Annotated in this window: 13 protein-coding genes; all 13 read left to right on the top strand. The window is 56.9% G+C overall.

What is annotated here, in order from left to right:
• Positions 1-45 precede the first annotated feature (45 nt).
• Positions 46-1,578 carry an MFS transporter gene (locus AABA21_RS23625; protein ID WP_338254108.1) on the top strand — a complete coding sequence of 511 codons (1,533 nt, stop codon included), beginning with the start codon at positions 46-48 and terminating at the stop codon, positions 1,576-1,578.
• A 126-nt stretch (positions 1,579-1,704) separates the two neighbouring features.
• Complete coding sequence (locus AABA21_RS23620) at positions 1,705-2,079, top strand: antibiotic biosynthesis monooxygenase family protein (protein ID WP_338254106.1); 375 nt, start codon at positions 1,705-1,707, stop codon at positions 2,077-2,079.
• Positions 2,080-2,677: 598 nt separating this feature from the next.
• The gene (locus AABA21_RS23615) at positions 2,678-4,219 is read left to right on the top strand and encodes a tetratricopeptide repeat protein (protein WP_338254105.1); all 1,542 of its coding nucleotides are present in this window, start codon (positions 2,678-2,680) and stop codon (positions 4,217-4,219) included.
• 224 nt (positions 4,220-4,443) lie between these two features.
• Complete coding sequence (locus tag AABA21_RS23610; protein WP_338254104.1) at positions 4,444-5,166, top strand: response regulator; 723 nt, start codon at positions 4,444-4,446, stop codon at positions 5,164-5,166.
• Between the two features lie 267 nt (positions 5,167-5,433).
• Positions 5,434-5,892, top strand: a complete 459-nt coding sequence (locus AABA21_RS23605) for a hypothetical protein (protein ID WP_338254103.1) — start codon at positions 5,434-5,436, stop codon at positions 5,890-5,892.
• A 671-nt stretch (positions 5,893-6,563) separates the two neighbouring features.
• Positions 6,564-7,073, top strand: coding sequence for a CHAP domain-containing protein (locus tag AABA21_RS23600; RefSeq protein ID WP_338254101.1), 510 nt, complete (start codon positions 6,564-6,566; stop codon positions 7,071-7,073).
• Positions 7,074-7,418: 345 nt separating this feature from the next.
• Positions 7,419-8,306: a vWA domain-containing protein gene (locus AABA21_RS23595; RefSeq protein ID WP_338254099.1), complete on the top strand. Its 888-nt coding sequence runs from the start codon at positions 7,419-7,421 to the stop codon at positions 8,304-8,306.
• Positions 8,307-8,343: 37 nt separating this feature from the next.
• The gene (locus tag AABA21_RS23590) at positions 8,344-10,518 is read left to right on the top strand and encodes a hypothetical protein (RefSeq protein ID WP_338254097.1); all 2,175 of its coding nucleotides are present in this window, start codon (positions 8,344-8,346) and stop codon (positions 10,516-10,518) included.
• Between the two features lie 4 nt (positions 10,519-10,522).
• Entirely contained in the window at positions 10,523-12,763 is a 2,241-nt protein-coding gene (locus AABA21_RS23585) for a hypothetical protein (protein WP_338254095.1), read from the top strand.
• Between the two features lie 38 nt (positions 12,764-12,801).
• A complete protein-coding gene (locus AABA21_RS23580; protein WP_338254093.1) occupies positions 12,802-13,071 on the top strand; it encodes a hypothetical protein in 270 nt (89 codons plus the stop codon).
• Positions 13,068-14,312 (top strand): hypothetical protein, encoded by a 1,245-nt coding sequence (locus AABA21_RS23575; RefSeq protein WP_338254091.1) that lies wholly within the window; start codon positions 13,068-13,070, stop codon positions 14,310-14,312. The genes AABA21_RS23580 and AABA21_RS23575 overlap by 4 nt, the downstream gene beginning before the upstream one ends.
• Positions 14,313-14,801: 489 nt before the next feature.
• Entirely contained in the window at positions 14,802-15,422 is a 621-nt protein-coding gene (locus AABA21_RS23570; RefSeq protein WP_338254090.1) for a TetR/AcrR family transcriptional regulator, read from the top strand.
• 158 nt (positions 15,423-15,580) lie between these two features.
• Positions 15,581-17,212, top strand: coding sequence for a DHA2 family efflux MFS transporter permease subunit (locus AABA21_RS23565; RefSeq protein ID WP_338254088.1), 1,632 nt, complete (start codon positions 15,581-15,583; stop codon positions 17,210-17,212).
• Positions 17,213-17,364: the final 152 nt, after the last annotated feature.

Here is a 17,364-nt window from a genome sequence, read left to right as displayed (position 1 = left end):
ATGCATGTAGATTTTTAACCATATATAGAGAACCTGGATTTTGATATGAAGCAAGAGGAAAAGACTTCTCAATCTGATATGAAAACGAATAATCAGCGTGTGGGGAGCTCTGATGCTCCTGCTCCTACTGGTAAAGAGGCGGCGCCACAACTCCAATCGGGGAAGTGGCAGACGCTACTGGTGGTGGCAATTGGGGTTTTTATGGCGACGCTGGATTCGTCGATCGTCAATATTAGCTTGCCGGCGATCGCGCGCAACTTTGGGGTTTCTTTAAGTGGCGCGGTTGAATGGGTTATCATTGCTTACCTGGTGGTGACGGCGGCGGTCTTATTAACGGCCGGGCGGCTGGCGGATATGATCGGCCGCAAGTCGGTCTGGCTGACCGGGCTGGTCGTTTTTACCGGAAGTTCGGCGTTGTGCGGACTGGCTCCCAACCTGGCTTTCTTGATCGCGGCTCGCGCCCTGCAGGGGTTTGGTGGCGCGCTTTTGATGGCGGTGAGTCCCGCCATGCTGACCGCTGCGTTTCCTTCACATGAACGTGGGCGCGCGCTGGGCCTCAACGCTATCATCGTGGCGCTGGGAGTCAGTATTGGACCTATCCTGGGCGGCTTTATTACCGGCTATTTTAGCTGGCGCTGGATCTTCTATGTGAACCTGCCCATTGGCATCCTTGGACTGATTGCCACACTGTCGTTTATTAAAGAGAAAGTGCAGCGCCGTCCCGGCCGCTTTGATCCGTTGGGGGCCATCTTGCTGGCGGTCGGCCTGGCCTCTCTGACGGCTGGGCTCTCTTTCGCCCAGGAACTGGGCTGGGGCTCGCCGCCGATTCTGGCGTTGCTGATTGTGGGAGTGCTGGCTCTGATCATCTTACCTTTTGTCGAGTTGCGGGTGCCCAATCCGGCGATCGTGCTTTCTCTGCTCAAAAACCGCGTGTTTACCTCCGCCCTGCTGAGCCTGATCATTAGCTTTCTGGCTCTATTCGCGGTCAGCTTTATGCTGCCATTCTACCTGGAGGAGTTGCGCGGATTTTCGACCGAACTATCAGGCCTCCTGCTAACGCCCTTGCCGCTGACGATTGCCTGTATCGCGCCGTTCAGTGGCTCGCTGGCCGATCGTATTGGTACGCGCTGGCTGGCCGCCGGTGGGCTGGCGATCGCTGGTCTGGGACTGGTGTTCGTTAGCTTCTTGAATGCGCATACACCTATCTGGGGCATCGTCTGGCCATTGCTGATAACCGGCATCGGGCAGTCGATCTTCCAGTCGCCGAATAACAGCGCCCTATTAGGGGCGGCGCCTCCCCAGCACCAGGGTAGCGCCTCGGGCTTTCTGGCCACCGCTCGTACCATGGGCCAGAGCTTAAGTATCGCGCTGGCCGGAGCGATCTTCTCCGCTCTGGGAGGTGCAGCGGCGGGCGGAATCCTGGCCTCGGGCCACGGAGGTAGCCAGATGACGCAGTTGCAGCAAACCTTTGTGTATAGCTTCCATCAGACCTTTATTGTGTGTGCCTGTATCGCTGTTGTAGGCGTACTGGCCTCCCTGGTACGTGGTAAAGAGACGCCGCGCGCAAAGTCGCATTAGGCTACCTGGTGCTGTGGCTTTACCCTGAAATGGATCACCCTTCGTCTTTCTTGCGTAGAAGTATGTAACCCTGAAATAGGAAATGTAGGTGAAGCATAATGGGCTCTCTATCGGGTGGGAGACGATATGATGACAAAAATTGCCAGAGATCGACCTGTGATTACTGTAGTGAATGTTTTCACCGTCGAACCAGAGAATCAGCAACGCCTGATAGATCTTCTGATCAAAGCCATCAATGTAGCGATTCGCCACATGCCTGGCTATGTTTCGGCGAATCTTCATAAAAGTCTCGACGGACGAAATGTAGTGAATTACGCCCAGTGGCGCAGCCAGGAAGATATCGATACCATGATGAAAGACGGAACCGTACAGGAGCTTATGCAGGATGTACAAAAGCTAGCCACGGCGGCTTCCCAACTATACCAGGTAGTCTATACGGATGAAGTCTTTCAGCGCCCTCCCACCACCGCCCAGCCGCTCCCCCGCGTCGGCAGCGCGTAAAGCGGGGGCAAGCCCCGCACGTACGGCGGTGCTCCAAACGTAAAGCGGGGGCAAGCCCCGCACGTACGGCGGTGCTCCAAACTTTTATAAGGTGATGCAAAAATGGGGCGCGTAACGCGCCCCATTTTTGCATCACCTTATAAAAACGCTGCGGCCGCGTATGCGGAGGCCCGTGCGGGAGCCGCCCAAGCCCGCCAGCGGGAAGTGCAGGAGGGCGGCGTTCCTCCTGCCGTAGGTGTGGGAGTGACTCCCACCAAGTCTCTCACGCGGGAGGTGCAGGAGGGCGGCCGGCCTTCCGCAGGGGCGGGTGATCCCCACCAACCCCCCTCCTTCCCACGCGGGAGGTGCAGGAGGGCGGCGAGCCCTCCTGCCGGAGGAGTGGGGGTGTCCCCCAGACTCTCTCTCTCCCCACGCCGCCGAAGGCGGCAAAGCGATAGAAAGCAGTATGGCTACCAGCCATACTGCTTTCTATCGCTTTTGTACTAGCCCTTTGTGGTTCATTGATAGAAATACCTGCTTTATTCGTCTTTACTAGTATATGCCTAAATCATTCATGCATTGATATACAACATTAAAAGCGATAAAGGAGACAGCGTCGATGACCACTGGTGACGTTTCGGAGTATAACAAGCGTGGCGCCGACTATGCGCTGGCGGGCGACTATAATCAGGCGCTAGCGGAATTTAGTCTGGCGATCCACAATCATCCTCAGGAAGCCTCCTCTTACTATAATCGAGCTCTGGTGTATCGTAGTCTGAATGAATATGAGCAGGCGCTCAAAGATATCCAGCGTGTAATTGAGCTACAGCCAACCTATGGGCAGGCTTATTATCAACGCGGGATCATTTATTATTTGCAGCATAATAATCGGCGCGCGCTCTATGATTTTAGTATGGCCGTGGCCTTGAATGTACAGGATGTACAGGCGCTGGTTGGTCGTGGCCTGGTCTATAACGTGATGGAAGAGTATGAGCAGGCGATCCTGAATCTGGACCGCGCGCTGACGCTGGACGAGCATAATGCCGGTCGGCTGGGCGCGTATGCCAGCCGTGGACAGGCCTACGCGGCCCTGGAGCGTCTGTCCGAGGCGATCGCGGACTTCCAGCGCGCGCTGGCCTTTAAGCCGCAGGATGTAGTTCTGCTCAATCGCCTGGGCGCGGCCTGCACGGACAGTGGTCACCCGGAACATGCCCTGGAATATTATCAAAAAGCCCTTGAGCTTCAGCCGGGCACGGCCTTTACCTATAACAATCGCGGTGAGGCCTATCGGCTGCTTGAACGCTACCAGGAGTCGATCGAGGACTTCGACCAGGCGCTGGCGCTGGATGACAGCCTGGCAACGGTGTATTATAATCGTGGCCTGTCCTACGATGGTCTGCAGGCGACGCAGCGGGCGCTGGCCGATTATACGCTGGCCCTCGCGCTGAATCCTACCTTTACAGCGGTCTACCACGACCGGGCCGCTATCTATATACGCCTCAAGCATTATCAGGAAGCGGCGGACGACTATAGTCGTATCCTGAGCTACGATCCCGGCAATGTCATGGCCAGGTTTAGCCGTGGCACCATGTATATCTATCTGTCGCAGCCGGGGCAGGCGATTGAAGACCTCAACCGCGCCATTGAACTACGACCGGATTTTGCCTGCGCCTATACCAATCGCGGCGAAGCGTATCTCTATTTGCGCGATCTGAAGCAGGCGGCCCGCGACTGCCGCCATAGCTGGAATCTGGATGGCTCGCATGCCGACCATGGGTGGATGGCCCAATGGGTGGATATGTGTTCGCTGCGGCCCGATGCCGCTGTCCCTGAACGCCTGGAACGCATCGCGACCGCGGAGCCGGCCGCCTACGCCGCCTACATCTGTCGCGGTGTAGCCCACTTCCTGGAGCAGCGCCATACGCTGGCCCTGCAGGAACTTGAGTACGCGCTGGCCCTTGACCTGGATCGCTGGGATGCCCACTTTTGGAAAGGGATGATCAGCGCCAGTCTGGGCAAGGATGAGGAGGCCCTGAGCTCGCTTGAGCGCGCGGTAGCCCTCAATATTCCTTCTATTTTACTGGCCCCACTGCACTGGCTGCAGCAGGAGCACGCGGACTTTTATGCCAAGCACGCCATGCCTTTCCTCAATCGTGCCTGATAGCTCTTCAGGGTAAGCGTCCAGGCAACCACATTTCCTACAGGGCGCAAGCGCATGCTGGCGCATGGGTACAATAGGTAGGTAGTGATGCTCTTGGAACGACACGGAGCGCCGCTCGATATACATATAGGCACATACGATTAAGTTGATCAGGCTCGGCCCGGTTTTTTACGCGCAATTGACGGCGAAAAGATGTTTCGTGGTTCATGATTGGGGGGGTGGATATGGATAAGCAACGTTCAGAGCTGGATTCGATCCAGGGGTCGCGATATCTGGAAGGGAAGGAGTGGTATCCGGCGGTGCCCGCGCCGATTCGGGTGCTGGTCGTCGATGATCACGAGGTTGTGCGTACCGGTATCAGCGCGTCTCTGGCGGCTGAGCCAGATTTTTCAGTGGTCGGTGAGGCGGCGGAGGGCGGTGTGGCCATTGCCATGGCTCAGAAGCTCCATCCAGACATCGTTCTGTTGGATGTGATCCTGCGTGGGATCGATGGACTCGATATTGCCCAGCAGATGCTGCGGACCTGTCCCGAGGTGCGCGTGGTCATTTTTACCGGCTGCTTTGATGATGAGTCGCTCTTTCGGGCTTTTCGTATCGGCGCGCATGGCTACCTGCAGAAGTCGCTCCCCATCAGAGGCGTGCTGGCGGCTCTGCGCGCGGTTCAGCAGGGGGAGCGTGTATTGATGGATTCCCATACTCTGAGCCAGCTGCTGGATGAGTTTGGCCGCATCAGTCGTAATCAGGTACGCACCCTTTCCGGGCTGAGCGAGATTGAAATTGAGATTGTACGGATGGTGGGTGATGGTTATACAAATAAAGAGATTGCCCTGCAGCGTTTCTGGAGCGAGGTAACCGTCAAGCGGAAGTTGCAGGAGATCTATCGGAAACTCCAGGTCTCCGACCGCGCGCAGGCGGTCGCCGAGGCACTACGTATGGGATTGATCTAGGTCGCGGCCGAGGAAATTATGGTGAGGATGTGGTTATATTCTCCCCCGACTTCCATCGCATATATAGCCATGACGGTGTACAATATGCTATAAGATTAACTCGCCTGAATTATGGAACGAGTAGTGTTACTACAAGGGATCAGTACCCGCATATATTGATTTTATGCATCATGATAATGTCGTATAAGTAATAATGCTCTTATTGGCGGGGTGCTATTTCCTCTCTCGTTTGTTCTATAGAAGAAAACTACTATAAAGGAGTAATCAATGGCTCGTAACCAAAAAGTAAAAAATAAAACAGCCCAGAAACCCGTCGTGGAAACGACGCAGGCACCCGCCAGCACGCCTGTGGATTCCGCTCCGGCCGCCGGCGATCCCACAACCACCACGCAGACGGAGACGGGGACAGCCGCGCCGGAGGCTCCGGTACAGGTTGCGGAACAGAAGAATGAGGCTGTGGCGCCCTCACAGATCGCATGGCCTACCTGGCCCACTTCCAGACCCGGTCCGCGTGCGACCCCGCCCCCTCCGGGAATGCGTTCATTTAATCCATTCCGCCCCGAACAGGTAAGTGAGGTTGGCTATAACCAGGAGACCGGTGAGTCGGCCAGCGGCGATCAGCAGTCGCGCTCGCTGCCCGATCCCTCGATGGCTGACCTGGCTAGCTTTGACCAGAAGCCTACCACCGGCCAGGAGATGCTGGGTAAACGCAAGAAGCGCTTATAAACAGGCGTAAAATCAGAAAAAAGCGCAATACATGCTTGCATGTATTGCGCTTTTTTCTGATTTTACGCCTGTTTGTTTTGTGTTTACCTTTTAAGTCAGTTAATGACCCGGTATATTAACATGTTTCATTGTTGTATAGGGTGTATATTGCAACTATACGTCCGTGATCATCAATGTAGGCGTGGCATCACTTGCGAGTGTATTTAAGTGTATGCCTGATCGTAAAAAGATCTACAGGATGTATCAAGGACGGTTGCGGGGGTCTGCAAATTGTATATTCGAAAGAGGATACATTGCAAACACAACAGCGAAGCTGGAAAACTCTCCAGCGGTACAACGTAGTGAGTTTTGTAGTGAGTGCTTGTTTTATCATCGTCTTTGGAATTGGCTTGGTTGGAGTAACGTCGCGAGCGAATATGGAGGATGCGCACGCGCGAACGGATGCTGCGTGTTCACAGACTGATCGCATTCACACCGTAATCAGGAATGAGACACTGGCGAGTATCGCGGCATATTATAGTCTTGGCGAACGGAGTGTTGTGGCCTACAATCACTTGATTGGCCCTCATTCAATCTACATCAATCAGCGTATTTGTATTCCGAGCCTACAACCGGAAAACATGAGTAGCGCGATGTATACGCACAGAGTACTGCGTACATTCAGGGCGCCTATGGCACTGGCGAGACATAAAGCCTATTTGCTAGAGGAGCGCGATCAGCCAGCGGCTCCAAAATTTCAAGCGGTGCCATCATCGGAGATAGATCTACCTATCGGGGCGGCATTGCCTCGGGTAACGGCGGGTTTTGCGGCTCTGTCCCCATTCTCTATGAGGAACAGCCTGCAGAACGCATATCCGTTCAAACAATGCACCTGGTGGGCCGCGCAGCGCTACTATCAATTGCACGATGTATTAGTGCCATGGGCAAATGCTAATGCTGGAGGATGGGTCGATCGTGCCCAACAATTTGGGTGGCATGTCTCCAGCATTCCCACGGTTGGCTCGATTATCGTCCTACAGTCAGGCGTGCAAGGATCATCGCCTGTGGGACATGTTGGTGTAGTTGAACAGGTTAAGGGCAATCAGATAACCGTCAGTTCGATGAACTGGGGAAGTACACCTAGTCAGGTCACAGAAACCAATTTCCATACTGGGACTGGCGTCGCTTTCATAAGTCAGTAGTTCGTTGCTGGATGCCTGCCTGTAGTATTTTGGTTCCTTACCGCATCTGTCGAAGATGCATAGAGGACGCATAGGCGGGCTAGTGATAACGTTTAAAGACCCCATGCATATTGGTCAGGCATCACATTGATGCCTGGCCCCCGCATTTTATCTCCCTTCTTTAGTTCGTATGCTACTATTTAAGAAATTTGTGTTGTGCGGGGAGGGGACGCTCGCGTCCCCTCCCCGCACAACACAAATTTCCTATCAACAATCCCTACTTGACATTGCTTTGACTATTAGGTAAATTGATGACTGTGAAGTCATTGTTTGTTTGTATTAGTCATAATTTGTGGGTTCAATTTTATGGATACATATACACAGGTGTGGGCGGGTTCGCGCCCTGGATGCCTGATCTTTTTGCTTGATCAATCCGGATCGATGGCCGAACCGTTTGGCATGGCCCAGGCGGGCGCGGGTCGTCGCAAATGCGATATGGTGGCGACGGTTTTAAATGGGTTCTTAAATGAATTGATTGTTGCCAATACAGTGGCCCAGCGAGATGGCACGACCGAGGTGCGGCCACGTGCCGAGGTGGTGGTGCTAGGATACGAGGGGATCTCGGTGGGACCCGTTCTGCAGAGCGGTCTGCCGGGCCAGGCCTTTATCGGTCTGCCGGAACTGCAAATGAATCCTTTTGATATCGAGCGGCGCAGGCGTACCGAGATCGACGATACTGGCCAGGAGATTGAGATTACGGTCCCTTTCCCGGTCTGGGTGAAGGCGAAGGCGGGCGGTGGTACCCCGATGTGCATGGCGCTGGAGCAGGCGCGGGATCTGGCCCAAGAGTGGGCTACTAACCATCCCGATAGCTATCCGCCCGTTATTATTAATGTGACCGATGGTGTGGCTAGCGATGGTGATCCATCGGAATTGGCGCGACAGATCAGCGAGATCCGGACCAATGATGGGCATGCGCTGCTCTTCAATGTCCATATTACCGATTTTAACCTGGCGCCGGTGACCTATCCGGTCAGCAGCGAAGAGTTGCCCGCCGACGAGTATGCCCGTTTGCTGTTTGATATTTCTAGCGAGATTCCCGAGAGCAGCCGCCAGTTGCTGCGTTCGCTGCTAAACAAGGACATTCAACCGGGGGCGCGTGGCATAATCTTTAATGGGGATGCTGCTTCGGTGCGCCAGATGTTTGTCTTTGCCAGTGTACCGGCTACCCAGCCTTTGAACGTTCATGAATAGGTGAACGCGCTACCCGCGCGTAAGAAATTGAATTTGTATGTATGCACATGTGACCAGGTTGCAATGTTGGAAATCCGAGCATAATGATCAGACCTGTGAAGATGCCTATGGTATAAGCCCTGGCGATGGATTGCTGGCGGTGGCGGATGGCGTTGGGACGACGCTCTTTTCAAATGTGTGGGCCAGGCACCTTGTGGATCATTTTCTGGCTGTGCCTCTCCTCAGTGAGGATCCTTTTGAGGTGGAGTGGTGGTTGCGTGTGGCACAGGAGCAATTTCAGCAGTCGTTGCCGCCTCTGGATGGGATGCCCTGGAATGTGAAGCAAAAAGTGCAGAACGAAGGGAGCTTTTCGACTCTGGCGACGCTACGCATGCTGGCGACGGCCGGGGAGGGTGAGCACGCTTCGCTCCAGGCGCAGATGCTGGTCTTTGGGGATAGCTGTATTTTTATCCATAAAGCGGCGGCTGCCGCTGTGCTCTCCTTTCCGCTGGCGCAGGTGAGCGATTTCGATCAGCCGCCGATCAGCCTGCCATCGAAGTTGAGCGCGTTTCACCGTTATTTTCACCGCGCGCAGACGCATTGTATCGATCTGCAGGCTGGTGATCGTGTGTTGCTGGCGACCGACGCGGTGGCGCGCTGGATTATCGATGCCGAAAACCGGGTGGGCGAGAGCGCGTTGAGCGCCTTCCACTCCATCGCCGGGCAGACGGCGGAGAGCTGGCTCAACTTCGTAGCGGCCTGCCGCGCGTCCGGTTCGATGATTGATGATGATTGCACGGCCATCCTGCTCGCGCTGAGTGCGCGTCCGCACGACGACAGCGCAACCCTGCTCGGGGCGACCACGGCCCATCGTCCTGAGGTGCGTGCCAGCCGCAAAGGCGACTTTCTGCAGGCCGTACAGGATCAGAATAAAGAGCTGGCCGCGATCATCTTTGGGGATGGGCTGGACATGGCGCAGGAGGGGGTCTTTTTCTCGGATGATCAGAAGCAGCGTGCGCGCCAGGTGGCCGACGCGCTGCGTGAGATGCTGACGGTGCTGCGACGCGAGATTAATGGTCCCCAGGCCGCTCAGCTGATCGCCCCCGCGTGGCGACAGCATGAGCATCTGCTGCTAGAGGAGCCATGCGCCGCCGCTGTGCGCAAGACCTTGACGCGGCTGGGCATTCCCCTGGAGGCGCCGGAAGATCCCCATGCGGTCGGCTGGGCCCTGCCACCAGCCACGGCTGTCCCCATGCAGGTGGTCATTAAAGATCCGGCGCAGCTGCAACTGGAACGCGACCTGGACGAGGCCCTGCGCTCAAACGATGACATGGCTATCGTCGAAGCCTCGGCCGCCCTGCAGAGCTCTCCTTACGTGGATATGGTGCCTATCTCGCGACGCGACCAGGAACGTATCCAGCAGGCCGCGCTGCGTGAGCAGGGTCGCGTGAATATGCAGGAGGCGATCGCCAGCCAGCATATCGAGCAGATCGCCATGGCCGCCGACGTGATAGGGCGTAACCTCAGCAGCTTTTCACCAGATGAGCGCGAGATCACAGCGCTGGCTCTGCGCTGGATGGACGCGCGGCGCGCCCTGAATGACCAGGCCGTCCTGGAGGCGGTCGAAGCCATTCTTGCCTCTCCTTACAGGGAGACACTGCTCTTTCCGGAACAGGATAAAGCCTACCTGGCGCAGCTGTGGCAGCAGAGGCAGCAGCAAATGGCGGCAGCCACCACCCCCACGATTGTCCAGCATCATGAGCCCGGCATCAGCGAGGCCTGGTTCAGGAAAGTATGCGCCGTGAAACGCATCTATTTAATGCACTGGATCTACCAGAAGATTGACGATGTTGAGCTGGAGCAGTCGACCCTGGACGACCTGCTAAATGCTCCCCTGATCCATGAGGGGATTCGGGCCGTCAATAGTAGCGGCGTGAGCATGCCGCTGTTGCCGGAGATCCTGCTGCCAGATATCTGGCAGGCCTTCAAAGGTGATCCCATGGTCAATTATGAACATCTGCTACAGGAGCTGGAGCTGAGCGAGGGGCAGCTCAAGGATATCTTGCTTAGCTTTCTTAACCGGCAGCTGTTTGAGGATTATCTGCTCTGGGAGCGTTCGACACAGCTGGATGATTGGCTGCGCGAGGCCCATGGCTACGACGCGGACGAGTTCAGGCAGCGCCTGGAGCGGGTCTGTCCATGGGTGACGCACTTAAGCTGGTGGAAGGGATGATGCCATGCCTGATCGTCTGGCCTATGATGAGGCGATGCTGTTTGCGGCGGTTCGGCTCAAGGTAACGGATCCCGAGCTTAAGCAGGGGAAAGTGGCTACGCTGACTACGCGGACCGCGCTGGGACCCGTTGAGCGTCCCTGGGGCATTGAAGGGGGCTTCGCGGTCGTCTATAAGTTTATGACGCGTAGCGGGGAGGCGCGCGCCCTGCGCTGCTTTCGCGTGCCCATCGACGCCGATATGCGCTTTCGCTATGAGCGTATCGGAGTCTTCTTCCGCTCCCACCTGCCCGACATTACGGTGGACTGCTCTTATTACGCCGACTGTCTGGTGGTCAAGGAGCAAGGGGTGTCGCCGTCGCGTGCCTATCCGGTCATCGCTATGGAGTGGGTCGATGGTCTGACGCTGCTGGAGATGGTGGATGAGTGCTGTCGCCGCCGTAACATACAAAGGCTGCGGCGACTGGTGGGACAGTGGGAGCAGCTGATCGTGCGTCTGAGGCAGAGTGGAGTGGCCCATGGGGATCTGGCCGGCGTCAATGTGATGTGTCGTACGGACGGCCATATGCTGCTGGTGGACTACGATGGCGTCTATCTGCCCGAATTTGGACCCGGCGCGGCTAACCTGCAGCGCGTCCTGCTGGGTCAGTCCGACTATCAGCATCCACAGATGACGGCGCGCCCCTTTAACGCCACCATGGACGATTTCTCGGCACTGGTGATCTATACGGCCCTGCTGGCCCTCGCGCGGCAGCCGGAGCTGTGGGAGATGTACGCCAAACGCGACGCGCAGGGCAAGCTACTGGATACCAATCTGCTCTTTACGCGCCAGGACTACCTGGATCCCGATCACTCGCGCCTGTGGCGATCCCTGGCCGCGTTGAATGATGAGCGGGTGAGCCGCGCCCTGGCCGCGCTCGGTCACGCCTGCCAGCAGCCCATTGAGCAGGTACGCTTTCCCTGGCATCTGTTAGATCAACCTGTCGCCGCGCCTGGACCTGTGCCGCCCGTGCCAGCGCCAACTGTTGAGATAGACAGGGCAGCCGCCACGACGCTCCATACGGAGGAGCGAAGCCCTGCGGTGGCTCCGGGGGTGACCACTAGCAGCCTTTCCATCAGCGTTGCGGCTGCGCGGCCCGCTCAAGGTTACAGCATGCGCGAGTGGGAGCGCCAGTTCGCTGAGCGCGTAGCAACCTTCAGGCAGGTCTGTCAGCGTGAGGATGACGAGGAGATCGCGGCCGCCTTTGAGGAGATCAGCAATTTTGGGCACTTCGATGAGGGGCTCTTTCCGCCGGCGTTGCTGCAGCGTGCGCGGCTGGCGCAACAGCGGCGCAGTGCCCTGGCACGCTTTCGCATGGCCCTGTCCACGAAGCGGCCGCTGCAGATGGCCACGGCCTACGACGCCTCCCTGCTGAACGCCTCCCATAGCGTGACGCAGAGGGAGCGGTCGCTACTGGTGCTGGCCCACGCGTTCCAGCAGGCCAGCCATGAGCATGATAGCCAGGCCCTGCTGACCGCCTACCAGGCGATTCAGGATTCGCCCTATCAGCGCGCCTTCAGGTTTTCGGCCCAGGAACTGGAGCTGGTTGAGGTGGCCCGTGGCTATCAAGCCATGCGGGACGAGGTGCTGAGAGGGATCGCCACGGACGACGATGCGCGCATCCGCCGGGCATACCGGCCAGAGCTGGAGCAGCTATTTAGCGCCTGCGCCTTTTCTGCAGAGCAGCAGCAACGCATCAAGGGAGCCATGGCCGCCGCTGAGATCGAGCAGGCACTGGCGCGGCGCGACTATGCCGGGGCCGTGCGGCGCGGCTGGTCCCTGCTTCCCAATCAGCCGGGACTGCTGATCCGCTTTAAGCTACAGAGAGCGGCCCTGCGCCTGGTGCGCCAGCAAGACATTAGCGATCTCAAGGCGACCATCAGCCGGCGCGCCGAGACGGCGTATCTCACCCTCACGTGGCGCTGGCCGGATTCGCCGCTGGTGCGCCATGCCGTGATAGTCTGGAGCTATGAATGCTGGCCGCCCCGCCTGGGCAACCATGTCAGGCAGCCGGGCGCCGAGCATTTCACCTGGGTACAGCGTCCGGAAGGACAGCTGCAGGGCTCGTGCGAGATCAGGCTGGATCCGGCGGCTGAAGCCGCGCTCTATATCCAGGGCTATAGCGCTCTACGCGATCCCTGGGATGAGCGGCGACGCTGGTTCTTCGCCGATGGTTGCGTTCCCACCTCGCGCTGTAAATCCACATGATCGCATCATAAGAATGTGACGAACGTTGAAGAGGCGGCATGCGCAAGCAAGAAAAGAAACAAAAGTACGTGCGGGGCTTGCCCCCGCTTGGTTGCCTCGCCGCTCGAAAAAGCAACAGAAATAATGTGGTGTATCGTATGCAAACCGTCCTTGATCACTTTGAAGGGGCCTTTCCTTTTGGGAAGCAAAGCGGGGGCAAGCTCCGCACGTACTGTGGTCTTTTCTCGTTTGGCATCATGATTTTTATCCCTTTTTATTTAAGGGGCATATGGCATCGAGATCGTCCATTTGTTGAGGAAGATTTATGATAGATATCATGCATGTAACAGAACTTTTGGCGGAGATGGCGCGGCGCATCGAGTCATTTGATGGGGAGAGCGCCGGGCGCCTCAAGCTGCTGAACGCGGCCATTCAGGATGAGGCGAGCGGTGAGATTAATGCCTGGGCCGATAGCGACCTCTACCAGCTGATCGATCCGGCGCTGGTATGCGAGCGCTATCGTAGCTATCAGGCGCGGCCCGCGCGATCGCGCGTAGAGCTCAATGGACGAACATTGCTGCGCATCCTGCTGCCCTGTCTGCCCCTGCTGCTGACCGGCGTGAGTCTGATCCAGGCTCTGACGCTCTATCCAGCCGTCCTGGCAGCATCCCCGGCTGGACGCGGCAGCCAATCGTTTCTCTTCTGGTGGCAACAGGGCTTTAACGGTCAGCTGCCGGGCTGGCTGCGGGCCAGCAATGTCTTGCTGCTCGATTTGCTTTTGCTGCTGGCCTGGCTGATCTCTTCGCTGTGGCTGGCCGGAGTGCCATCGCTTCAGCAACAACAATCGCAGGAACAGGCGCGGCAGGAGCAGGATCTGCGGGCCGCCCTGAACCATACGCTGGCTATGGTCACGCTCTATCTGGCGCACTATAAGAGTCAGCTCAGCACGGCGGACAACCTGACCCTGCTCGCCCGGCGCATCGACTCCATGGGGCGCCGCCTGGAAACGAACTTTGAGCAGGTTAGCGCCAGCTTCGATAGCATGACGCGGCAGGTCTCCGAGCGCTTTGCGGGCATCGCGCAAGAGCTGACGCGGGAGTTCGATGGTGTCACAACGGATATCACCACCCGCTACGATGGCATGTCGCAGCAGGTCATGCATCGCTTCGGCCAGATGACCGATCGCATGCTGGAGCAGCTCCTGGAGGGCAGCAAATACCTGAAAGAGATGGACCGGCTCAGCGGGGGCGTGGTGCAGACGGCCGATCACGTGCGTGCCGCCGCCACCATTCTACAGCAGACCAACGGCGAGCTGACGCGGCAGGCCCAGAACCTGGCGCTCCCAACCGCCGAGCTGGCCCGCCAGCAGGCATCCCTGATCACCGCCGCCTCCCAATCGACGCAGCTACTACAAGAGATCTCCCATACCATGACCGACCTCAGCCAGCAGCAGGATCGCTGGGGAACTGACCTGCGCAACATCCTCGACACCCTCGACCTCACCATTGAACGAGCCGCCGAACTCGCCCTCCAATACACCCACAAAGAAGAACCCCCATCAAATAAATGATCACACTGTAGGTCGGCCGCAAGGGCCAATACATTCAACTTTAGAGCAAGCAACAAGAAAAGAGACGAGAGTACGTGCGGGGCTTGCCCCCGCTTGCTTGCTCGCCGCTCGAAAAAGCAACGAGCATGATGCGAGGCATCGCATGCAACCGTACCTGGCTGCTTTCAAGGAACCTTTCCTTTTGGGGAACAAGCAAAGCGGGGGCAAGCCCCGCACGTACTGTGGTCTTTTCTGGTTTTGCATGGTCTTAAATTGAACGTATCGGCCGCAAGGGCCGAACCTACGGTGGGCGTGTTCGTGCGTGGAGGAGGGGTTTCCATGCGGGTAAATGAGAAGGAAATCTGAACCCTTGACATGAAGTTGACTTTCTGGTAACTTAATGACTAAGAAGTCATAAAGAAATTTGGCTAGTCAAAATTTAGTATTACTGGTCAGAAATCAACCGGGATGAACAGGAATGTATCTCTCTAGAGAATTGGTCGCAGAAAAATGATACATCAATCGCTTAAAGAAAAACAGCGGCAGGAGCGGGAAGAGCTGATACTGCAGGCGACACAGGAGTTGTTGCTGGAGCGTGGCTACTATGAAACTTCGATGGGCGAGATCGCTCAGCGAGTGGGGGTGGCCAAAGGTACGCTCTACCAGCATTTTGAGAGCAAAGAAGCCTTAATGATCGCCCTCTTTAAGAGTGAGTTCCATGATCTGCATGTGGCTATCGAGAATATTGCCGGTATGCAGGTTGGTGCGCAGGAAAAGATATCTTTGATGATCGATACGCTGTGCTACCACCTGGCCGAGAAGCATCCGGTGTTCTTTATCATGCGTAACGCCTCTGACCTGGAGGCGGAGATCCATGAGGAGATCAAAGAATATTTTAATGGGATTCGCGCCCAGATCAGTGTGATACTGGATGGCGGGAAGGCGGAGGGAATTTTTAATGCCAGCCTGCCGACCGAGGTGATGATGGAAGCCCTGTTTGGCATCATCGTCTCGCGCCTGTTCAAGAACTTTCACCAGGGTCAGCAGGTCACATACGAAGATCTTGTTGGCCACCTTAAGTGCATCTACTTCCACGGTATCACAGCCCCCACACCCGCGCCTGCGGGCTAAAGCCGGCTGTGCCGATAAATGGAATATACCGACGGAACATTTGTTGCCAGATCTAGCAATGCCGCTCTCTGATAAAAAATTGCATAAACAATGTCTCTGTCTTTTCTATAACTATGAGTTTAAATGTATTGAAATTGCGTCGTAAGGAGTAACTCATAATGCAAGTTTCTACAGTATCTCCGCAGGAAAAGGCGGGGGGACTTGCCTATAAGTGGGTTGTTGCGATTGTGGTCGTCTTTGGCCTGTTCATGACCATCCTGGATGGAACCATCGTGAATACCGCCATTCCACGCTTACAGAACGCCTTCGGTGCTGATCTGACCAGTGTTCAATGGGTGCTCACAGCGTATACGCTGGCCCAGGGTGTGGCCACCCCACTGACCGCCTACCTGGCGAGCCGGATCGGCAATAAGCGTTTATACCTTGTCGCATTGGCTGGCTTTACATTGGGATCGGCGCTGTGCGGACTCTCCTGGAGTCTGGAGTCGTTGATTATTTTCCGTATCATTCAGGCGATATTTGGATCTTTCCTGTCTCCGCTAGCGATTACGTTGCTCTACATGGAGTTTCCGCCCGCCGAGCGTGGTACGGCCATGGGTTTCCTGGGTATCCCGATCCTGCTGGCGCCCGCCTTTGGGCCGACGCTGGGTGGTTACCTGGTGACCTATTCCGACTGGCAGCTGATCTTCTATATCAACCTGCCGATCGGTATCGTCGGTCTGCTGATGGGATTCTTCTTCCTGCGTGAGAGCGTGGGGCAGCGTGTCAACTTCGACTTCCTGGGCTTTATCTTTGCCTCTATCGGCCTGGCAGCGGTCCTCTATGGTCTGTCGGATGCCGGTACCGACGGTTGGAGCTCGGCGACTGTGCTCGGCTGTATCATTGGCGGCCTGCTCTGCCTGACGATCTTCGTCATTCTGGAACTGTCGCGTGCGAAGCAAGGGAAAGCCGTGCTGCTGGACCTGCGCGTCTTCGGCAATGGCGTCTTTACCACCAGTATCATCGCCAGTACGCTGGTGATCTTCGCCCTCTATGGCGGTCTGTTCTTGATCCCGGTCTACCTGCAGTCGCTGCGCGGTGAATCGGCCTTCCAGTCCGGCTTGGTCCTGTTGCCACAGGCCTTTGCCTCCATGCTGGCGGTTGTGATTGGCGGTCGTCTCGTTGACAAGATCGGCGTACGTGCGGTGGTTATCCCGGGGTTGCTGATTATGGGATTCGCCATGTGGATGTTGACCTCGCTCAGTCTGACCGAGCCGGTTAGCTCCTTCCAGACGGCCCTGATCATTCGCGGTTTTGGTATGGGACTGTGTCTGCAGCCGCTCTCAGTCTCGATGCTCTCGCAGATCAAGCCTAAGATGCTCTCGCAGGCGTCGTCGGTCAACACTACCTTCCGCTTTGTGATGAGCTCGCTGGCCGTATCGGTGATCTCGACCTACGTGACCTCGCGCGACAAGCTGCACTATGCCCACCTGGCCGAGATGGTTACCGCCGACTCGCCCACAGGTCACTTTATCACCCAGATGCAGGCCATCCTGATGAGCCGTGGTTCATCGGCCTCGGCCGCTTACGGGACCGCGCTGGAGTATATCGCCGGCCGCCTGCAACTGCAGGGATATGTGATGGCTATGCAGGATGCCTTCTGGGTAACCCTGATCCTGGTAGGAGTGGCCGTCGTTGCCTCCTTCTTTGTCAGCGGCAAGAAGAATAATAAAAAGAATGAGCCGATCGAGGAGCGCCCGCTGACCGACGAAGAGCAGAAGGCCAAAGAAGAGGCCCTGATGGCGGTATAGCCCAAAGGGGAGATGGTATCGTTGGTGGGACGTGGGTGGCCGGGGACGTGGCCGCTTTGCGGCAAGCCGGGGCAAGCCCGGCACCTACGGCGGCACCCCACCAACTCTCCTCTCCCTCTCCCCGCCGAAGGCGGGGATGCAAAAGGTATGTC

Source organism: Dictyobacter halimunensis, from assembly GCF_036245075.1.
This window is presented reverse-complemented; position numbering and strand designations above follow the sequence as displayed.